Below are 16,191 nucleotides of genomic sequence, written 5' to 3' on the forward strand. Positions count from 1 at the left end.
GACTCAGGCGGTGCGGCGGGAGCGAATCAGGCCGAGCCCGCCCAGGACCGCGCTGGCCAGCCCGACCAGCAAGCCGACGAAGGCCCCGCCCAACCCGTTGCCGGTGCCGAGACCGCCGTCCGAGGTGGCCACGACCAGCCCACCGATGACCATGGCGATCAGCCCCGCCAGTAGGGCGATCAGGGCGGCGGTCCCCGCGCGGAGGCGACCGGTCAGCGCGAGCCCGCCGATGATCACGCCGGTCAGTCCGACCAGCGCGGCGACGATGGCGCCCACTCGACCCGAGCTCATGGTGGTCACGCTGGCGGCCATCGGCTGAGCCGAGGCCTGCGCGACCGCCGGGACAGCGAGTGTCGAAGCGGTGAGGATCGCGGTGGTGAACAGGTGCCGGATGGACATGACGTGCTCCTTCGCAGAAATGATGTCGCTCGATCATGTCCGCTCGCCCTAGCGCCGAACATCGTGCAGGCGTGGGCAATTCGCGCTGCCGCCGCTGCCGTAACCGACTACTGCGGACGCCGTAGCGAGCCGCGGAACTACTGCGTGTGCGGTAGCCCGATGATCATCCGTACGCGGGAGTCGTGCGCGCGCCGCTCCGGCTAGGGTGCCTACATGAGCAGGGAACGGGTCGCCGACTGGGCGATCGCTGCCGGCGTGGCGGCGGCCCTGCTGGCCACCGGGTTGTCCAAGCACCACGCCGCCACCGATCTCGACCCGATCGGCTACGCGTCGTTGATCATCGGCGGATTGGCGCTGGCCGCCCGCCGCACCGCTCCGCTTGCGGTCTTGGCCGTGACCGGGTTGTGCGCGCTGGGTTATCAAGCCGTCGGTTTCGACGTGCCTGCCGTCGCGTTCCTGTTCGCCGTGTACGCCGCGGTGCGAGCAGGCCATCGTTGGATCACGGTGGCGGCCTCGGTGACCCTGCTCGCCGCGCTTCCGCTCGCGGCCCTGGTCTCGCTGCACGACGCCGGCGCCGCGTTCGCGCAGGCCCGGGATGCGCTCGAGATCGCCTGGTTGATCGCGGCCGGCGCGGCGGGTGAAGCACTGAGGCAGGCCGAGCGGCGCGCCGACGAAGCCGAGCGCACCCGCGAAGAGACCGCGCGACGCCGGGCCGACGAAGAACGACTGCACATCGCACGGGAACTGCATGATTCGCTCACCCACCAGATCTCGGTGATCAAAGTGCAATCCGAGGCCGCCGTCCACGTGGCCCGCAAACGCGGTGAAGAGGTGCCCGAGGCGTTGCTCGCGATTCGGCAGGCCGGTCGCGAGGCCGCCAGGGAACTGCGCGCGACCCTGGAGGCGTTGCGCGACGACAGCACCACCCCGCCGCAAGGACTCGCGCACGTCCCCGAACTCGTGGCACGGGCGCGGACGACCGGCTTGGACGCGAGCCTGACGATCGAAGGTCAGCGCCAGGACGTGCCTGCCGCGGTGGACCGGACCGTCTACCGGATCGTCCAGGAGTCGCTCACCAACGTAGCCAGGCACGCCGCGGCCGCGACGGCGTCGGTCCGGATCGACTACCGGCCCGACGCCCTGGTCGTCCGAGTCGACGACGACGGCACCGCCACCACGACCACTGCGTCGGCGCCCGGCGTCGGGCTGCTCGGGATGCGCGAACGAGTCACCGCCCTCGGCGGGCACCTGCGCGCGGCACCACGCAGCGAAGGCGGCTTCTCCGTGCACGCCGAACTACCCGTGGACCGGACGTCATGATCCGGGTCCTGCTGGTCGACGATCAGCCGCTGATCCGCAGCGGATTTCGCGCACTGCTCGAGCTCGAGGACGACATCGAGGTGGTGGCCGAGGCCGCCGACGGGAGCCAGGGCCTCCTGCTTGCCCGGGAACACCTGCCCGACATCGCCCTCATCGACATCCAGATGCCGGTGGTCGACGGCATCGAGGCGACCAGGCGCATCGCCGCGGACCCGGCCCTGGCCGGGGTGCACGTCGTCATCCTGACCAATTACGGCCTGGACGAATACGTTTTCGATGCGCTGCGTGCCGGGGCAGCAGGCTTCCTCGTCAAGGACATCGAACCGGAAGACTTCCTGCACTCCATCCGCGTCGCCGCGCGCGGTGACGCCCTGCTCGCACCGTCGATCACTCGCCGACTGATCGACCGGTACGTCAGCCAGCCGCTCGACCCGGGCGTCAGTGCGGCACTGAACGAACTCACCAACCGCGAACGGGAAGCGGTTGCCCTTGTGGCGCAGGGCCTTTCGAACGACGAGATCGCGGACCGGATGGTGATCAGCCCGCTCACCGCGAAGACCCACATCAATCGGGCGATGACCAAGCTCGATGTCCGGGACCGGGCCCAACTCGTCGTTCTCGCTTATGAATCCGGCTTGGTGGTCCGGCGCAACCCCTGACTGGAGCTCAGCGCGGCGGTCGGCTCATGTCCCGATTCATCTGGGGGAGTTCGATACTGATCGGCATGCGCAGTTCGGCCAGGTAGATCAGCGCGGCCTGGCGGAGGAATTCGTCGAAGAGCCAGTACACATCCGGGGCCAGCGGGACGACGGGCAGCAGGCCCTCGCGGACCGCGATGAAGGGGCCCCAGCTCACTCGCAGCAGCGGGTCCCAGAGCGGTTCCCTGGGGATGGCCAGACCGTCGGCGATCTTGTCACCGAGCAGGAAGCGGGTGAACGCGCCGAGGACCGGCTTGCTGAGGATGGCGAGGTCGAGGTTCACGCCGAGCCGCAGCAGCCGGTCGGCCAGCGCGGTGCCCTCGGGGGTCGGCATCAGTATCGGGTCGAGTACCTGTGCGGCTTGGGAATTCGCGTCGGCCCACGAGTTCGGGATGTACTCGTCCCGGACGCCGAGCAGGTGCGCGCACACCTGCCAGGAGTGCAGGAACGCGGCCGACTCGTGCGCCGGGATGGGCACCCGCCATGCGGTCAGATGTTTCATGACGGTCGTCGGCAGGCTGTGCCAGGTGACCATGATGTCGTTCTGGCTGATCGGAATGTCCTCCTCGGCGGAGTGCACCCAGTGCGGCGACTGCGGCAGCAGGTGGCGCACGGCGGCATGCACCAGCCGGGTCTTGACGCAGGTGACGATCATTTCACCATCGGGGGCATAGGCATTCGCGGTGCCGATGTCGTAGCCGAGTTTCGCGGTCTTGGAGATACGGTCCTTCAGATCGTGGCCGCCCTTGGAGTAGTAGACCGCCCGCGCCTCCTTCGGAATGACGGTGCTCATCATGCCGCTGGCCAAGCCGTACAGCACGCCGAGGTAGAGACCGCGCTTCTTGTTGAACTCGACGGCGGTGCCCAGCTTGCCGTGGTCGGTCCACTGCGGTAGCTGGCGGGCGTACTCCATGAAATCTCTTAGTTCCGTGGGCAATCCGGCGGGCAGGGGCTGGCCGTTTCTGGTCCACGTGCGCAACAGCGCGTTCACCGCGGGGACTTCGCCGCGGTCGAGCAGCCCGGCAACCACGGGGTCCGCCTCGGCATCCCACACGGTCAGCGGGTCGGCTCCGGTGCCGCTGCCCGCCACCGAACCGTCGGGTGACCAGGTCCACGGTTCCGCTCGGGCGGGCGTCACCATTGCCAAGGCGCCCAACGCGCCCAGTGCGCCGCTTGCCTTCAGTGCGTTGCGTCTGCTGAGTCCATCCATGTCGCCACTCCTCGCCGAGTCCAGCCGCCACCGGGTCGGCGCGGAGCACTCGGGTAGCGCTGGTCCGCGCCTTTCAGTGGAAGAATGGTTATTAACTTATCAAGGTTGTGAATGCGTTGTCCCGGCTTTGGAAAACAAGTCGCCGTGCGGACTGTTGCTTTGGCTTTGCCGGTCAAAGTTGCTATGTGCTGGCTTTTTTCGGGCAAGTTTGATCTTGATAGCGCCGCGCGACCGGGTGGCGTCGGTGGCAGACATAGTCGCGCTGCGTCGGTATTCCGGATCGTGAGTATCGATAACCATCAGTCACTTTACGGGTCTGTTCGTGGCTTCCCCACTGGAACGGGCCGGGTCAACTGGGGACGAAGTGGCATTGTCGCGGCGCACCCGTGGCGATAGTGTGCGGCTATGAGCGTCTCTCGGTCCCGCCGTGGTCTCGCGCAACCGCTGTTTCTGTCCGCCGCCGTGATGTGCGTGCTGTTTCTCGCCTCGGCGGCCTGTGGCGGCGTCGGTGAAACGCAGCCGGGGACAGACTCTTCGGGAGTAGCCAGCGTCGAGGTGAACCAGACGGGCGGCTTCGCCGGGGTCAACGAGTTCTACACCGTCGACGACAAGGTCGAGAGTCCGCGGCGCAGTGAGTTGTTCGACATGGTCGCCGGGCTACCGTTCCGGTCCCTGCAGGAGGCCTACACCGGGCCGAACGGCTGCCGCGACGCGTTCTCCTACACCGTGACCGTGATCTACCGCGACGGCACCAGCAAGCGCGTCGACGCCGAGGAATGCGGTGAACCGCCGCGCGAGCTGACCGACGTCATCGCGTTGACCAAGGAGATCGGGTACCGCGGCAGCGGCAACTGACCATCGACGCCCACCGGCCTGCGTCCAGCGGGCTGGTCGCCCTTCGCGAACGGTTGCGCATGGTTGAATGATGCCCGACCGCACCCAGTGTGTCCCGATGGACTGCTGAGCGAGGCCAAGGACCGGGTTGTTGCCCCGATTCAGGAGGTCGTCGTGGGTGAAAGATTCGAAGTTCTGCTGCACGGGCCCATCGAGGCCGTTTTCGACTTGATCACGCAGGCGAGATTCTGGCCGCAGTGGCACCCGTACACGCGCGCGGTCGGTGGTGTGACCGAGCGGCCCTTGCGGTTGGGTGACACCGTCTATGAGCACGGTGTCACCGACGGCGTCGACTTCCATTTGTATTGGGAGGTGCGCGAGTACGAGCGTCCCCACCGGATGACGCTCTACGACCGCGGCTACGACGCCACCCTGACCTACACCTTCCAGGAACGTGGCGAGCAGACCGTGTTCAGCCGCGAGCAGTGGATCGACCCGGTGTGGGCCCCCGGCGTCGCCGAGCAACCGGCGTCGTTCAACGATCGTCTCACCGAGGCGTCGGAAGCCGCCGTCAGCTGGCTGGCCGATCACATCAATGGACTGCTCGCGGCTGAACGGACCAGTATTCCGCCACGTTGAGATCGGTTGGTGGAGTTAGAATCTCAGGTCAGGTGGTCGAATTCCCCACTGACCCAACCGATGTAGCGGTCGGCGGAGCTGCGGACGACGGCGCGGGCGTCACCGTCGATGGTGCGACCGAAATTGTCGTAGATGCGGTCGAACTCGAACTCCTCGACGGTGCGCGCGATGCGGGCGACGACGTTGGCCGACAACGGAATCCGGTTCGGATAGCTGCGCATGAAGGCGACCGACGAGCGGTCCGGGTTGGCCTGCACGGTGTCCGCGCTGAACAGCACGCCCTTGCCCCCGGCGCCCGCCGCCCAGTGCAGGACCGCGCTGCCCGGGAAATGCCCGCCCAGCTGGCGCAGTGTGACCCCGGGCAGCGGCTCGAGCTGACCGGACCACGGTCGGATCACCGGATCCGGGCGCGCGATCCACTCCAGGTCGGGTTCGGCGACGAGCACCGGCACCCCGCCCAGCGCCCGGCTCCACTCCACCTGCACGCCGTAATGGTGCGGGTGACTCGGCACGATCGCGACCACCTCACCGAGCTCACGGACCCGCCGCGCGGCATCCTCGTCGACGTAACCGGTCACGTCCCACAGCAGACTGCCCGCAGGCGTCCGCAGCAGATGGGATTCCTGTCCGATGCCGAACTCCGGTTCGGTCGTCAAGCCGAACAGGTCCGGCTCCAGCTCGCGCAGCGCGACCTTGTGGCCGTCCGCGGCGAGCTCGTCGAGGGTGGTCCACTGCTGGCCCTCGGCGGGCACCCACTGTCGCTCGTCGGCGCAGATGCGGCACAGCTGCGCCTCGCCCTCGTGCTCGACCGCGCAGGTCCGACAGATTTTCCACATATTCACCTCGTCTGTTCGGTACACCCATCACTGTTTGTACACGGCGGATGAACCCGGCGCAGTCGAACGACCCGAGCGGCGACCGGCCGTCGCCAGCGGACTGGCGACGGCCGGATCACGGTGCCGCTCTGCGGGATCCGGCCGTCACCGACCGGCTCATCGCCAGCAGCGGCGACAACCTGAAGGCCGACCTGCGCAGCCTCGCGCCGGTGCTTCGAGGTGCAAGCGAACTCGGCACCGTGCCTATCAGGGCGTGCCGAACCAGCTGACGAGTGCTTCGCGCAATGCGGCCGCTGCGGTGTCGGCGGATTCGTCGATCGTTGCGGCCCAGGCGATGTGGGCGTCCGGGCGGATCAGCAGGGCATCCGCCGGGCGGTCATCGGTTTTGGCCGCGCGGATATCGATCCGGTCCGCCCATTCCCGGGCGATCTCGCGCAGCTCCGCCCGGTCGGCGAGGTCGAGCAGGACCGGCCGTGCGGTGCGCATGAGTTCCGCGACGCTGGTGACGCCCTGGTCGGTGTGCAGGGTCAGGTCGGGCGCGAAGGTGCCGGCGAGGGCGTGCGCGTCACCCGGCGCCGGATAGCGGATGTCGTTGTGGCCGACCAGGTTTCCCATCCGACGCAAGGCGGGCTCGTCGGTGAGCAGTTCCTGGAAGACCTGCCGGAGCGCCTGGGCGGCCGCATCGTCACCGCGGCGCAAGGCCACCTGGGCGCGGGTCTGGACCAGGGCCCGCGCGCCGGCGAGGTGGCGCTCGTCATGGTAGGTGTCCAGCAGACCGGTCGGTGCCCAGCCGTGGATGACGGCGCCCAGCTTCCAGGCCAGATTGACCGTGTCGAGCATGCCGACATTGAGCGCCGTGCCGGTGGCGGGGAACAGGTGGGCCGCGTCGCCGGCCAGCATGATCCGCCCGGCGCGGTACCGCTCGGCCTGCCGATCCTTGAAGGTGTAGCGCGACAACCGAATCGGTTCTCCCATCGGGAGCTCCCCGCCGAGTACGCGACGCGCACTGTCGGCGAGTTCGGTCAGGGTCAGCGGCTCGTCGTCGTCGTATTCGGCGGACTCGTCCTCGGTGGTCTGCATGAACAGCACCCCATCGGAGACGGCGAATGCGAACACGCCGTTGTCGGTGTGCGTGAAGCCGGCGTGGATCGTGCCGAGCCCCGGGACCTCGATGTCGCCGTTGTCGAGCACCGTCACCGAATCGGGCACGGTGACCTGGCCCAGCCGGTTGACCTCCGGATAGGTGGTGCCGGGGAAGGAGATACCCGCCATGTCACGGATCCGGCTGCGCCCGCCGTCGCAACCCACCAGGTAACGCGCGGTCACCTGGTACAGCCCGTCCGGCCCGCGCACTTGCGCGGTCACCGTGGCGTCGTCCTGACTCACGGCGACCACCTCGTGGCCGCGGCGGATTTCGGCGCCGAGTTCGCCCGCGCGATCGTCGAGCAGCCGCTCGATCTCCCGCTGCGGGATCGGCAACGCCCGCATCGGCGGCTCCGCCATCTGGGTGAAGTCCAAATAGATGTTGCCGAAAGGGAATCGGGGGGCCAGGTGCGGATCGCTGCTGGCCGCCTCGAAGCGGTCCAGCAGGCCGCGGTAGCGCAGCAGGTCCAGGATCCGGCCGCCGATACCGCTGGCCTTCGGGATGTCGCGGATGTGCGGCTGTCGTTCCAGCACCAGCGATCGGACTCCGGCCAGGCGCAGTTCACCGGCCAGCATCAGGCCGCTCGGGCCCGCGCCCACGATGATCACGTCGATGTCCGTCACTCATTACTCCATTTCCGCAGGTTCTAGCTTCGGCCGAGGAGTATGCCGGACAAACGGGGCCTTGCCGCAAGCCCCGGGGTCCGCTATAAGTTAGGAGTGGAAAGGGGTAAGTTCACTTCTTTTCCCGTTCGCCCGCGCAAGCCGGGCTCGAAGTGAGCCACCGTTCTCAGCCCGGTTCAGGCCTTCAATCCGTGCCTGGTGACGTAGAAGTTGTGGAAGACCATGACGGCGGCCAGGACGGCCAGCCATTGCACGGTGCTCACCAGCGGAATCGCATCGATCGGCAGGGTGTAGGCGAGTAACACCCGCACCAGCGCGTCCAGCGTGAAGACCGTGCCCCATACCGCCGTCAGTACCCGCAGGTGGTGGCGGAACCGGGAGTCGCTGTCCCAGCGTGCATCCCACTCCCGATAACCCTCCTCGCCGATCTTGGCCGTGACGATCGCTCGGGACGCGGTGCGCATGAAGGGGCGTTGGGTGGCCAAAGTGCCCAGTATCCACAGGCCCAGCACGCCGAAAACCCAGCTGTCGCGCACCATGAGTGTGCGGGGGTCGCCGGTCACCAGAGTCATCACCGTGCCGACCACGATCAGCGTGAGGGTGAACAGTGCGATCGTGTCGAGGCGACGCTGCCGTATCGCGCCGTAGGCGAGAAACCCGCCGATGAGCAACGCGGGCGCGATCAATGCCAGCCACGGGTTCACCCCGGCGGCGCGCAGGGCGTAGTAGCCGCCGAGGGGGAGTGCCAGCTCCACGATCAACTGGCGGAAGAGGTGGCGGCGCACGGCGGCTCGTTTGTGCTCCGCTGTGCGGTCGGCGGTGAGCGTCTGCGGTGAGTTCATGTCAGCTCCGGATCACGTTTACGCGCGGGTGGCGCGTTCGAAGAGTTCGGCTAGTTCGCGGGCGCAGGCCGCGGCGTCGAAGTCGGGATCGTCGGCCGCGCGGGCGACGGCCGCATCGCGTGCGGCGCGAATCGCGAGCGCCATGACCGCAGGGTCGAAGTCGCGAAAAGCCCCCGCCCGCTGGGCTTCCCGGATCCATTCCTCCTGGCCGCGGGCGATGTCGGCGACGTGTTCCAGCAAGCCGAACGCCTGTTTGTCGTCGGGGCGGACGTTGGCGACGATGCTCGCCAGTGCTCGCTGATGGTGGGGATATTCGTCGAGCAACGCCAGGCTGGCCGCGAAGTAGGCACGCAGCCTTGCGTGGTATCCGGCCTCGGGTTCGAGTTTGGCGACGACGAATTCCGTGTTCACCCGCACGATTTCGGCGGTCACCTCACGGATCAGATCGTCCTTGCCGCGGAAGTGGTAGGAGATCATGCCGGTACTGCTCAACCCCGCCTGCTGCGCGATCTTCGCGAACGAGGTATTCGGCAGGCCGTGCTCCGCGATCACCTCGATCGCGGCATTCACAATCTGCGCCCGCCGGGCCGCCTCGGTGAACGTTCGCGCGCCTTGCTTGCCCGAGCCACTGTTTGCTTGCATGAGCAAAACGGTAGCCGTTGTTGCTTACGTAAGCAAGAGTTGAGTTAGGTGAGCAAAATATGCGGGCTCAGGCGTCGAGTGGGGTGCCAGAACTCAGCGGTCAGGACCCGGGACGCGCTCGGCCGGCCTGGCTCAGGACACGAAGGTTGCGGAGGTGACGACGACGTCGGCGTAGCTGAGGTACCAGCCGTTCCAGGTGTCGGCGACGTTGATCTGGATGCCGTGGCCGGTGGCCGGACCGTCGGTGATCAGCCACAGGCCATTGCCGTAACCGGTTGCCCTGCTGACGCTTCCGTCGGACCAGGCGAATTCGGCCGCACTGACCGCACCCGGTGCGCTCCATGGGATCGTGGCGGTGAACCGACCGGAGTCGATGCCCGGCAGCAGTGGGCTGGCGCACTGGTGCAGCGCGGCCTCTCGGTGGATGGACTGTCGCGCGCTGCCGGTGCCCGGAATCAATCGGCCTGTCATCACGCTGCCTTGCCGGCAGGCCGTATTGCTGTCGCTCGACGGCTCCGCCGGACTTTGCGGCGCACTCAGCGCCGGTATCGCGCACAGAACCGCTACCAGCACGCTTCGACGAATAAGCACGGCGCCACCTCCTGCGACGGGCAGACCGGCGCGGCCAGGCAAGTCGAATACCGATGGCCTCGCCACGTACAGCACTACTGACTCGATCAGCAGCTTAGCGGCCGGCGTGCTGCGCTCGACCGGTTTCGGCAGCGAGCCTCTCGGCCGGGCCGTGGGGGAATCGGTCATATCGGTCGGCTAAGGTGCGACCCTCTGAAGGAGGGGAAATATGAAGACTTGGCGCGACCTGGACTCTGCCACGCGAAAGGCATTGCTGCGTGGTGAGCCTGCCACCGATCCCGAGATTGATCGAATCGCCGTGGCGCATGCGGAGAAGGTGCTGAACCGTTCGCAAGTTCGGGGAGTCTTGGTTGGTCTCGTGGGTGGTACGGCCATGGGATTGCTGCTGGGAACACTCATGGTGGTGGCAGGGCTGCCGTTCTGGGTGTTCGTGTTCGTGGTCATCGTGTTGGCCATCGGAGTCATGTTTGTCATGGCACGACACAAGCTCGCACTGATCCGGCTGCTGAACGTCAGCCGCGGTGTGGTTCGAGAGCCGGTCATGCCCGGATCCGCCGAGAAACTGGAGATCCGGATAACCGTCCTCGGCGCCGTACGCATCGCGGGCCCTTACCTGTTCATCGTCGCCGTTCTGCTCCTTGTCGGGGTGCTGTGGACGAATCCGTGGTTGATCGGCGTTGCCGCCGTCGTAAGCGTCCCCGTGCTCGCCTACACCGGCTACCTGCTGGCCTGGGCTTTGCCGAAACACCCAGCGGCCGTCCTCGATGCGAACGGCGTGCACACGCCCAGGATGGGACTGAGTGTCGGCTGGGAATCCTTCAGCGAGATCAGCGTCGTCCCCCTGCGCGCATCAGCGCGCGACACCCGGCAGGTGATCGCCTTCATGCTGCACGACGACCAGGTCTACCTTCGCCAACTCCCGAGCTGGCAAGCCTTCGTCTCCAGAATGAACAAGAAGATCTACCTGTCGCCCCTGGTCATCATGGATGCCATGGTCGACAAGCCTACCGCCGAAATCGCCGCCACAGCGGCTGCGCTCTCCGGCCTACCCGTAACCCAAGCGGCGCAAGGTGTTCGGAAGCCCAGCTGATCGAGATCCGCGCCTAACGGTGCGCGGTGACCAGCCAGGCGCGCGAGTCGAACCACACGCCGTCGGCAGTGTGGTGCTCGGCCATGGTGCTGCGCAGACGGTCGAGTGCGCGCTGGGTTTCGTCGGCGGCGAGGCGGCTGAGCAGATCGGTCGTCATGTGCAACACACGGACGGCGTCGACGCCGGCGTCCGGGTCGGCGCCGTAATAGATGGGCTCGCGCAAGTCGGTGATGGAGATGTCTTCGAATCCGGCAGTGGTGAGAATCTCCTGCACCCGCGCTGGATCGCCCAGCGAGAAGGCACCGGTACTGGTGGCGGGCGTGGCATTGCCGGTAAGAGCCCGGTGGATCGCGCCCACCCATTCTTGTTCGGCGCTGTCCTGCCACACCAGTTGCACCAGTCGCGCTCCGGGCTGCAATGCGCGCCCGATGTTGGTGAACGCCGCGACCGGGTCGGCGAAGAACATCGTGCCGAAGCGGCTGGCAGCGCGGGTGTAGTGCTCGGGTGGGAAGGGATAGATCTGCGCGTCCGCCTGCTCGAACCGCACGTTGGGAATCTCTGCGGCGGCGGTGAGCCGGCGGGCGTGCGCCAGCATCACCGGCGAGATGTCGACACCGAGCGCGCTGCCCTGATGCGCGAGCTCGGCGCTGTCGCGGGTGAGCTGCCCTGTGCCGCAACCGATGTCGAGCACGCGGTCGCTCGGTCCCACGTCGAGGGCTTCGCTCAGCCACCGGTGGTAGCGGCGCAGCTCGGCGTCGTAGTCGAACATGGTGTTCGAGGCCGGTTCCGGTTGATTCCCGCGGTCGATCATGGAGCCATCATGACAGCAGCGCGCGGTTATCGGATCGTACTCGGGGATGCGTCGAGCGGAGCTGGGCCGTGTGGAGTCACGTCGACTGACGCCGTAGCCGCGCCGCCAACCACAGCACGACACCGTAACCGAACGCCGCGTCGGCGTTGGACACGAGCGCTGCGGTCGGAAAGACGACGGCGTGCCGCAATCCCGCATCGGCCAGCGCCCGGATGCGCGCCAAAACCTCTCGGGGCGTGCCGATCACGAGCCAATCGTGCAGCACCTCGTCGGGCACCTCGGCGATCGCCGCCTGCACCTCGGCCTTGGTCAGCTGGTGCGGCATCAGCTCGATGAGACCGCGGAAGCCTTCTCCGAAAGGATGTTTCGCGCCGTGGCGCGCCCACACCGCGTCCGGTGCGAGCAAGCCGAGATAGCGGACAGCGGGCGCACGCAGCAGCCGCCGGATACCGGACGGCGTTCGCGCGGTGAGCATGGAGATCATTTGGGCGGGCACGATCGCCTCGGGGTCGCGACCCGCGGCGCGAGCGGCGGTGTGCACCACCTTCAGTCGGCGCTGGTATTCGTCCGGTGACAGGGCCTCCCACGGGTACCACCCGTCGGCGTAGCGTCCGGTCAGTTCGAGCATCCGTGGTCCGTGCGCGCCGATCCAGATCTGCGGCATCCGGCCAGCCGGCGCGGCCAAATCCATTGGCGCGCTGTCGATTTTATAATGCCGACCGGAGAACTCGATGGATTCCGTTGCGGTCAGTGCTGCGCGGAGCACCTGGAGTGCCTCCTCCAGTCTTTCGACCGGGCGATTCCAGCTGAACCCGTACGGATCGAGGTTTTCCCGCTCGCCGGATCCGATGCCGAGGATGGGCGGCACCTTCGTCATGTGCGCCAAGGTGAGAAACGTCTGCGCCAGCAGCACCGGATGCCTGCGATGCGGATCGGTCACCCCGACCCCCAACTGCACCTTTCCCGCCCCGGCGGCCAGATGGGCAAGCAGCGGAGCGTAATCGAACTGCTCGTCGGGGCTGCGGACGACTTTCGCCTGCGGGGTGAAGTCGGTATCCCAGATGGCTCGTGGAAAGACACTGATCAGGTGGTCCGGCGCCAGAACTGAATCCAGCTTGCCCAATCGGGCCATCCGCACCACGAATCGTGCGGCGCTCAATGGCGGATTCACCCCGGCGAGCGTGCCCACTGCGAACGACTTGCGCGAGTCCGACACTTCGGTCCCCTCTCGACCAGCATGCCCCCACCAGGCACCCCACCGATTATCCCGACGCACCCCGCCCGCGTCCGGTGATTCAACCGGCTGGATCACAACTCTCGCTGGACTTGACTATGCCGCGACGGCATGGCTTCGACTGGTGTCGATGGCGGCGCGCAGGTGCCGATAAATGCGGTTCCTGCGGGCATCGACCCAGATGGAAGGACAGCTATGGCGTTACCGGAATTGCTCACGGTGGAAGACCTTTTCAGCCCGCCCGTTCGGTCGGCGGCGTCGATCTCGCCGAACGGAACTCGGCTCGCCTTCCTGGCTCCGTGGCAGAACCGGCTGAATGTGTGGGTGCAGGACCTCGACTCGGCCGAGGAACCGCGGTGCGTGACGGCCGACAGCAACCGCAGCATTCACGACTACCGCTGGACCGACGATCCGCGATGGCTGCTCTACACCCAGGACGACAATGGCGACGAGAACTGGCATCTGTACCGCGTCGACCTGTCGGATCCGGCGGCCGCGACGGTCGATCTCACCCCGTTTCCTGGTGCGCGGCTGTTCGGTCTCGAACTGCCACGAGGCAGGCCCGGCATCGCGATCGTCACGCTGAACTCCAGGAAAGTCGAAGAGTTCGACGTGTACGAACTCGACATTGCCACCGGAGAACTGACGATGCTCGCGCAGAACCCGGGTCGCGTTTCCGGCTGGAAGGTGAGTCATCGCGGTGACCTGTTCGCCACCTCGATGACCGACGACGGTGATGTCGAACTATCCCGGTATGACAGTGCCGCAAGTGAATTGAGTCGAGTCGCGGTGTGGGACGGTGCCGACTACCCGGTGGGTGTCTCGCCGATCGAGATCACTCCGGACGGCGCGGGGGCGTGGGTAGGGTCCAATCGGGGCACCGATCGGACCCGGCTGGTTCGGCTCGACCTGGATACCGGGCAGGAGGTCGAGCTCGACAGCCATCCCAGCTTCGATCTCGATACGCGCGCGGGTGCGAGTCCCGGTTTTCCGGCGCCTCTCATACTCAGTCGGCGCGCCGGAAAGCTCATCGGGGCAAGGTATCTCGGCGAGCGGCAGGTGATCCACGCCCTCGACCCGCACTTCGCCGAGGTGCTGGCGAACGTGGCGAAGTTGTCCGACGGCGACATCAGCGCACTGTCCTCGGACGACAGCGAGCAGCGGTGGGTCGTGAGTTTCGAGCACGATCGTGAGCCCGGTGTCACCTACTACTACGACCATGCGACGGGCGAGAGTCGGCTGCTGTTCCGGCCGTATCCCCATCTGGACCCCGCAACGCTCGCGCCGATGACGCCGGTCACCATCCCGGCGCGCGACGGGCTCAGTCTCCCTTCGTATCTCACGCTGCCGGTCGGTGTGCCGCCGACCGGTTTGCCGTTGGTGCTCCTGGTGCACGGTGGTCCGTGGACACGGGACAGCTGGGGGTTCGACGGGGCGGCGCAGTTGCTGGCCAATCGCGGATATGCAGTGCTGCAGATGAACTTTCGCGGATCGACCGGGTATGGCAAGGCGTTCGTCAAGGCCGCCGTCGGCGAGTTCGCGGGCAAGATGCACGACGATCTCATCGACGGCGTCACCTGGGCGGTCGAGCAGGGGTATGCCGATCCGGCGCGCGTCGCCATCTTCGGCGGTTCCTACGGCGGCTACTCGGCGTTGGTCGGTGTCACCTTCACCCCGGAGGTCTTCGCCGCCGCCGTCGACTACTGCGGTATTTCGAACCTGGCGAACTTCCTGCGGACCATGCCGGTGTTCTCCCGGCCCTTCATGGCCAACAACTGGTACCTGTTCGTCGGGGATCCCGAGGTTCCGGAGCAGGCGGCGGACATGGTGGCACGTTCGCCGATCACCAGGGTGGATCAGATTCGCACGCCGCTGCTGGTTGCCCAGGGCGCCAACGATGTTCGCGTGGTGCAAGCCGAATCCGACAACCTCGTCGCGGCGCTGCGTGCGCGCGGGGTCGAGGTCGAATACATCGTGAAGGACGACGAGGGGCACGGTTTCGTGAATCCCGAGAACACGATCGAACTGTTCCAGGCGATCGACCGTTTCCTGGCGCGGTACCTGGGTGGGCGGATCGAGTAGCCGGACCGCCTGGTGGCCGCTGACCGGGAGCAATGCTTGACTATGCCGTAACGGCACAGTGTGTAGTGGGGGATGACGGAAGGAGTGACGGTCGTGGGGTGGAGCACTCGTGAACTGGCCGAGCTCGCGGGCACCAGCCTGCGGACCGTGCGGCATTACCACGATGTCGGACTGCTCGATGAGCCCGAACGCCGTGCCAACGGCTACAAGAGTTACGGCGTGGCCCATCTGGTCCGGGTGCTGCGGATCAAACGCCTCTCCGGGCTCGGCTTTTCGCTGGCGCAGATCGCCGAGATGGACAACCTCGACGAGCATCCGCAGGAGGCGCTGCGGACGCTGGACACCGAACTCGCCGAAACCATCGACCGGCTACAGCGGATCCGCGCCGAGGTCGCCCGGATCCTGGACCACCAGGAGGCGACCGACCTGCCGCCCGAATTCGCCGCGGTGCAGCGAGCGGATATGTCCGACGCGGACCGCTCACTCGCGTTCGTGCTTTCCCGGGTGATCGGTCCGGCGGGGCGGCAGGCGGTGGCGCGAATGCTGGAAGATCCCGAGGTCAGTGCCTTCTCGACCGAATTCGACAACCTGCCCGCCGATGCGGATGAGCAGCAGCGCGAGGAGGTCGCGCAACGCATGATTGAGGGCGGCCGTAAGTTGTACGCCGCGCACCCGCGGGTGCTGACCTGGTTCGACGATGCGCCGCGCGGCACCCGCTTCGCCGCGAGCACCACTGCTGAGGCTGTGTTGGAGGTGTACAACGCCGCACAGCTCGACGTGCTTGCCCGCGTCGGCCGGGAGATCACGCCGCCGAGCTGAACCCGCAGGTCAGTAGTACTGGACCAGGCAGAATTCATGGCCTTCCGGGTCGGCGAGCACGACGACCACACCCTCGTCGTAGTCGTGCCGCTCGCCGGTGTCGCGGCCGCCGAGGGCGATGACCTGGGCAATGCCCTGATCGATGTCGTCCACCGCGACGTCCAGGTGCAGGCGTACCTTGCCGTGCTTCGGCTCGGTCACGGGCTGGAAGACGAGGCGGGGTTGTGGATCATCGAGTTCGCCGAGATAGATCCAACCGGGCTGGGACGGCCCTTGCGGACGGTCCAGTAGTGCGCTCCAGAAACCCGCGACCCGTTGCACGTCGACGCAGTCGATGGTTACGCCGATCCAGCGGTTCGTCATTTCGTCGGTTCTCC

Annotated in this window: 17 protein-coding genes; 7 read left to right on the forward strand and 10 right to left on the reverse strand. The window is 66.9% G+C overall.

Annotated features, from left to right (window positions below; genetic code table 11):
- Window positions 1-3: 3 nt before the first annotated feature.
- Window positions 4-399 carry a DUF6223 family protein gene (locus tag NN4_RS12390; RefSeq protein ID WP_147130064.1) on the reverse strand — a complete coding sequence of 132 codons (396 nt, stop codon included), beginning with the start codon at window positions 397-399 and terminating at the stop codon, window positions 4-6.
- 213 nt (window positions 400-612) lie between these two features.
- Between NN4_RS12390 and NN4_RS12395 the strand changes: the two genes are divergently transcribed.
- Window positions 613-1,719, forward strand: a complete 1,107-nt coding sequence (locus tag NN4_RS12395) for a sensor histidine kinase (protein WP_147130065.1) — start codon at window positions 613-615, stop codon at window positions 1,717-1,719.
- Window positions 1,716-2,378: a response regulator gene (locus tag NN4_RS12400; RefSeq protein WP_147130066.1), complete on the forward strand. Its 663-nt coding sequence runs from the start codon at window positions 1,716-1,718 to the stop codon at window positions 2,376-2,378. Before NN4_RS12395 ends, NN4_RS12400 begins: the two co-directional genes overlap by 4 nt.
- 7 nt (window positions 2,379-2,385) lie before the next feature.
- Here the strand turns inward: NN4_RS12400 and NN4_RS12405 are convergent, their stop codons facing one another.
- Entirely contained in the window at window positions 2,386-3,627 is a 1,242-nt protein-coding gene (locus NN4_RS12405; protein WP_147130067.1) for an oxygenase MpaB family protein, read from the reverse strand.
- 405 nt (window positions 3,628-4,032) lie between these two features.
- On the opposite strand from NN4_RS12405, the gene NN4_RS12410 reads away from it, so the two are divergent.
- Window positions 4,033-4,482, forward strand: a complete 450-nt coding sequence (locus NN4_RS12410; RefSeq protein ID WP_147130068.1) for a protealysin inhibitor emfourin — start codon at window positions 4,033-4,035, stop codon at window positions 4,480-4,482.
- Window positions 4,483-4,635: 153 nt separating this feature from the next.
- Window positions 4,636-5,100, forward strand: a complete 465-nt coding sequence (locus NN4_RS12415; protein ID WP_186818379.1) for an SRPBCC family protein — start codon at window positions 4,636-4,638, stop codon at window positions 5,098-5,100.
- 23 nt (window positions 5,101-5,123) lie between these two features.
- Here the strand turns inward: NN4_RS12415 and NN4_RS12420 are convergent, their stop codons facing one another.
- The 5 genes from NN4_RS12420 to NN4_RS12440 form a co-directional block, all read right to left on the reverse strand.
- On the reverse strand, window positions 5,124-5,936 hold the full coding sequence (locus NN4_RS12420; protein ID WP_147130070.1) for an MBL fold metallo-hydrolase: 813 nt from the start codon (window positions 5,934-5,936) through the stop codon (window positions 5,124-5,126).
- 246 nt (window positions 5,937-6,182) lie between these two features.
- Window positions 6,183-7,703: an FAD-dependent monooxygenase gene (locus NN4_RS12425; protein ID WP_147130071.1), complete on the reverse strand. Its 1,521-nt coding sequence runs from the start codon at window positions 7,701-7,703 to the stop codon at window positions 6,183-6,185.
- A gap of 176 nt (window positions 7,704-7,879) precedes the next feature.
- The gene (locus NN4_RS12430) at window positions 7,880-8,545 is read right to left on the reverse strand and encodes a VC0807 family protein (RefSeq protein WP_147130072.1); all 666 of its coding nucleotides are present in this window, start codon (window positions 8,543-8,545) and stop codon (window positions 7,880-7,882) included.
- An 18-nt stretch (window positions 8,546-8,563) separates the two neighbouring features.
- Window positions 8,564-9,187, reverse strand: coding sequence for a TetR family transcriptional regulator (locus tag NN4_RS12435; protein ID WP_147130073.1), 624 nt, complete (start codon window positions 9,185-9,187; stop codon window positions 8,564-8,566).
- Window positions 9,188-9,319: 132 nt separating this feature from the next.
- Entirely contained in the window at window positions 9,320-9,658 is a 339-nt protein-coding gene (locus NN4_RS12440; RefSeq protein ID WP_147130074.1) for a hypothetical protein, read from the reverse strand.
- 328 nt (window positions 9,659-9,986) lie between these two features.
- On the opposite strand from NN4_RS12440, the gene NN4_RS12445 reads away from it, so the two are divergent.
- Window positions 9,987-10,868 (forward strand): hypothetical protein, encoded by an 882-nt coding sequence (locus NN4_RS12445; protein ID WP_147130075.1) that lies wholly within the window; start codon window positions 9,987-9,989, stop codon window positions 10,866-10,868.
- Window positions 10,869-10,881: 13 nt separating this feature from the next.
- Here the strand turns inward: NN4_RS12445 and NN4_RS12450 are convergent, their stop codons facing one another.
- Window positions 10,882-11,679, reverse strand: a complete 798-nt coding sequence (locus NN4_RS12450; protein ID WP_222595040.1) for a class I SAM-dependent methyltransferase — start codon at window positions 11,677-11,679, stop codon at window positions 10,882-10,884.
- 76 nt (window positions 11,680-11,755) lie between these two features.
- Window positions 11,756-12,895 carry an LLM class flavin-dependent oxidoreductase gene (locus tag NN4_RS12455; protein WP_147130076.1) on the reverse strand — a complete coding sequence of 380 codons (1,140 nt, stop codon included), beginning with the start codon at window positions 12,893-12,895 and terminating at the stop codon, window positions 11,756-11,758.
- A 213-nt stretch (window positions 12,896-13,108) separates the two neighbouring features.
- Between NN4_RS12455 and NN4_RS12460 the strand changes: the two genes are divergently transcribed.
- Both NN4_RS12460 and NN4_RS12465 read left to right on the forward strand, forming a co-directional pair.
- Window positions 13,109-14,995: a S9 family peptidase gene (locus NN4_RS12460; RefSeq protein ID WP_147130077.1), complete on the forward strand. Its 1,887-nt coding sequence runs from the start codon at window positions 13,109-13,111 to the stop codon at window positions 14,993-14,995.
- Window positions 14,996-15,067: 72 nt separating this feature from the next.
- Entirely contained in the window at window positions 15,068-15,814 is a 747-nt protein-coding gene (locus NN4_RS12465; protein ID WP_147130078.1) for a MerR family transcriptional regulator, read from the forward strand.
- Between the two features lie 9 nt (window positions 15,815-15,823).
- On the opposite strand, the gene NN4_RS12470 is transcribed toward NN4_RS12465, so the two are convergent.
- Window positions 15,824-16,177, reverse strand: coding sequence for a VOC family protein (locus tag NN4_RS12470; RefSeq protein WP_147130079.1), 354 nt, complete (start codon window positions 16,175-16,177; stop codon window positions 15,824-15,826).
- Between the last annotated feature and the right edge of the window lie 14 nt (window positions 16,178-16,191).

This window comes from Nocardia ninae NBRC 108245, assembly GCF_007990755.1.
GTDB lineage: Bacteria > Actinomycetota > Actinomycetes > Mycobacteriales > Mycobacteriaceae > Nocardia > Nocardia ninae.

Coding starts and splice junctions, on each gene's coding strand:
- NN4_RS12390 (WP_147130064.1), bottom strand. CDS start 399: ATGTCCATCCGGCACCTGTTCACCACCGCGATCCTCACCGCTTCGACA.
- NN4_RS12395 (WP_147130065.1), top strand. CDS start 613: ATGAGCAGGGAACGGGTCGCCGACTGGGCGATCGCTGCCGGCGTGGCG.
- NN4_RS12400 (WP_147130066.1), top strand. CDS start 1,716: ATGATCCGGGTCCTGCTGGTCGACGATCAGCCGCTGATCCGCAGCGGA.
- NN4_RS12405 (WP_147130067.1), bottom strand. CDS start 3,627: ATGGATGGACTCAGCAGACGCAACGCACTGAAGGCAAGCGGCGCACTG.
- NN4_RS12410 (WP_147130068.1), top strand. CDS start 4,033: ATGAGCGTCTCTCGGTCCCGCCGTGGTCTCGCGCAACCGCTGTTTCTG.
- NN4_RS12420 (WP_147130070.1), bottom strand. CDS start 5,936: ATGTGGAAAATCTGTCGGACCTGCGCGGTCGAGCACGAGGGCGAGGCG.
- NN4_RS12430 (WP_147130072.1), bottom strand. CDS start 8,545: ATGAACTCACCGCAGACGCTCACCGCCGACCGCACAGCGGAGCACAAA.
- NN4_RS12435 (WP_147130073.1), bottom strand. CDS start 9,187: ATGCAAGCAAACAGTGGCTCGGGCAAGCAAGGCGCGCGAACGTTCACC.
- NN4_RS12440 (WP_147130074.1), bottom strand. CDS start 9,658: ATGACAGGCCGATTGATTCCGGGCACCGGCAGCGCGCGACAGTCCATC.
- NN4_RS12445 (WP_147130075.1), top strand. CDS start 9,987: ATGAAGACTTGGCGCGACCTGGACTCTGCCACGCGAAAGGCATTGCTG.
- NN4_RS12450 (WP_222595040.1), bottom strand. CDS start 11,679: ATGATCGACCGCGGGAATCAACCGGAACCGGCCTCGAACACCATGTTC.
- NN4_RS12460 (WP_147130077.1), top strand. CDS start 13,109: ATGGCGTTACCGGAATTGCTCACGGTGGAAGACCTTTTCAGCCCGCCC.
- NN4_RS12465 (WP_147130078.1), top strand. CDS start 15,068: ATGACGGAAGGAGTGACGGTCGTGGGGTGGAGCACTCGTGAACTGGCC.
- NN4_RS12470 (WP_147130079.1), bottom strand. CDS start 16,177: ATGACGAACCGCTGGATCGGCGTAACCATCGACTGCGTCGACGTGCAA.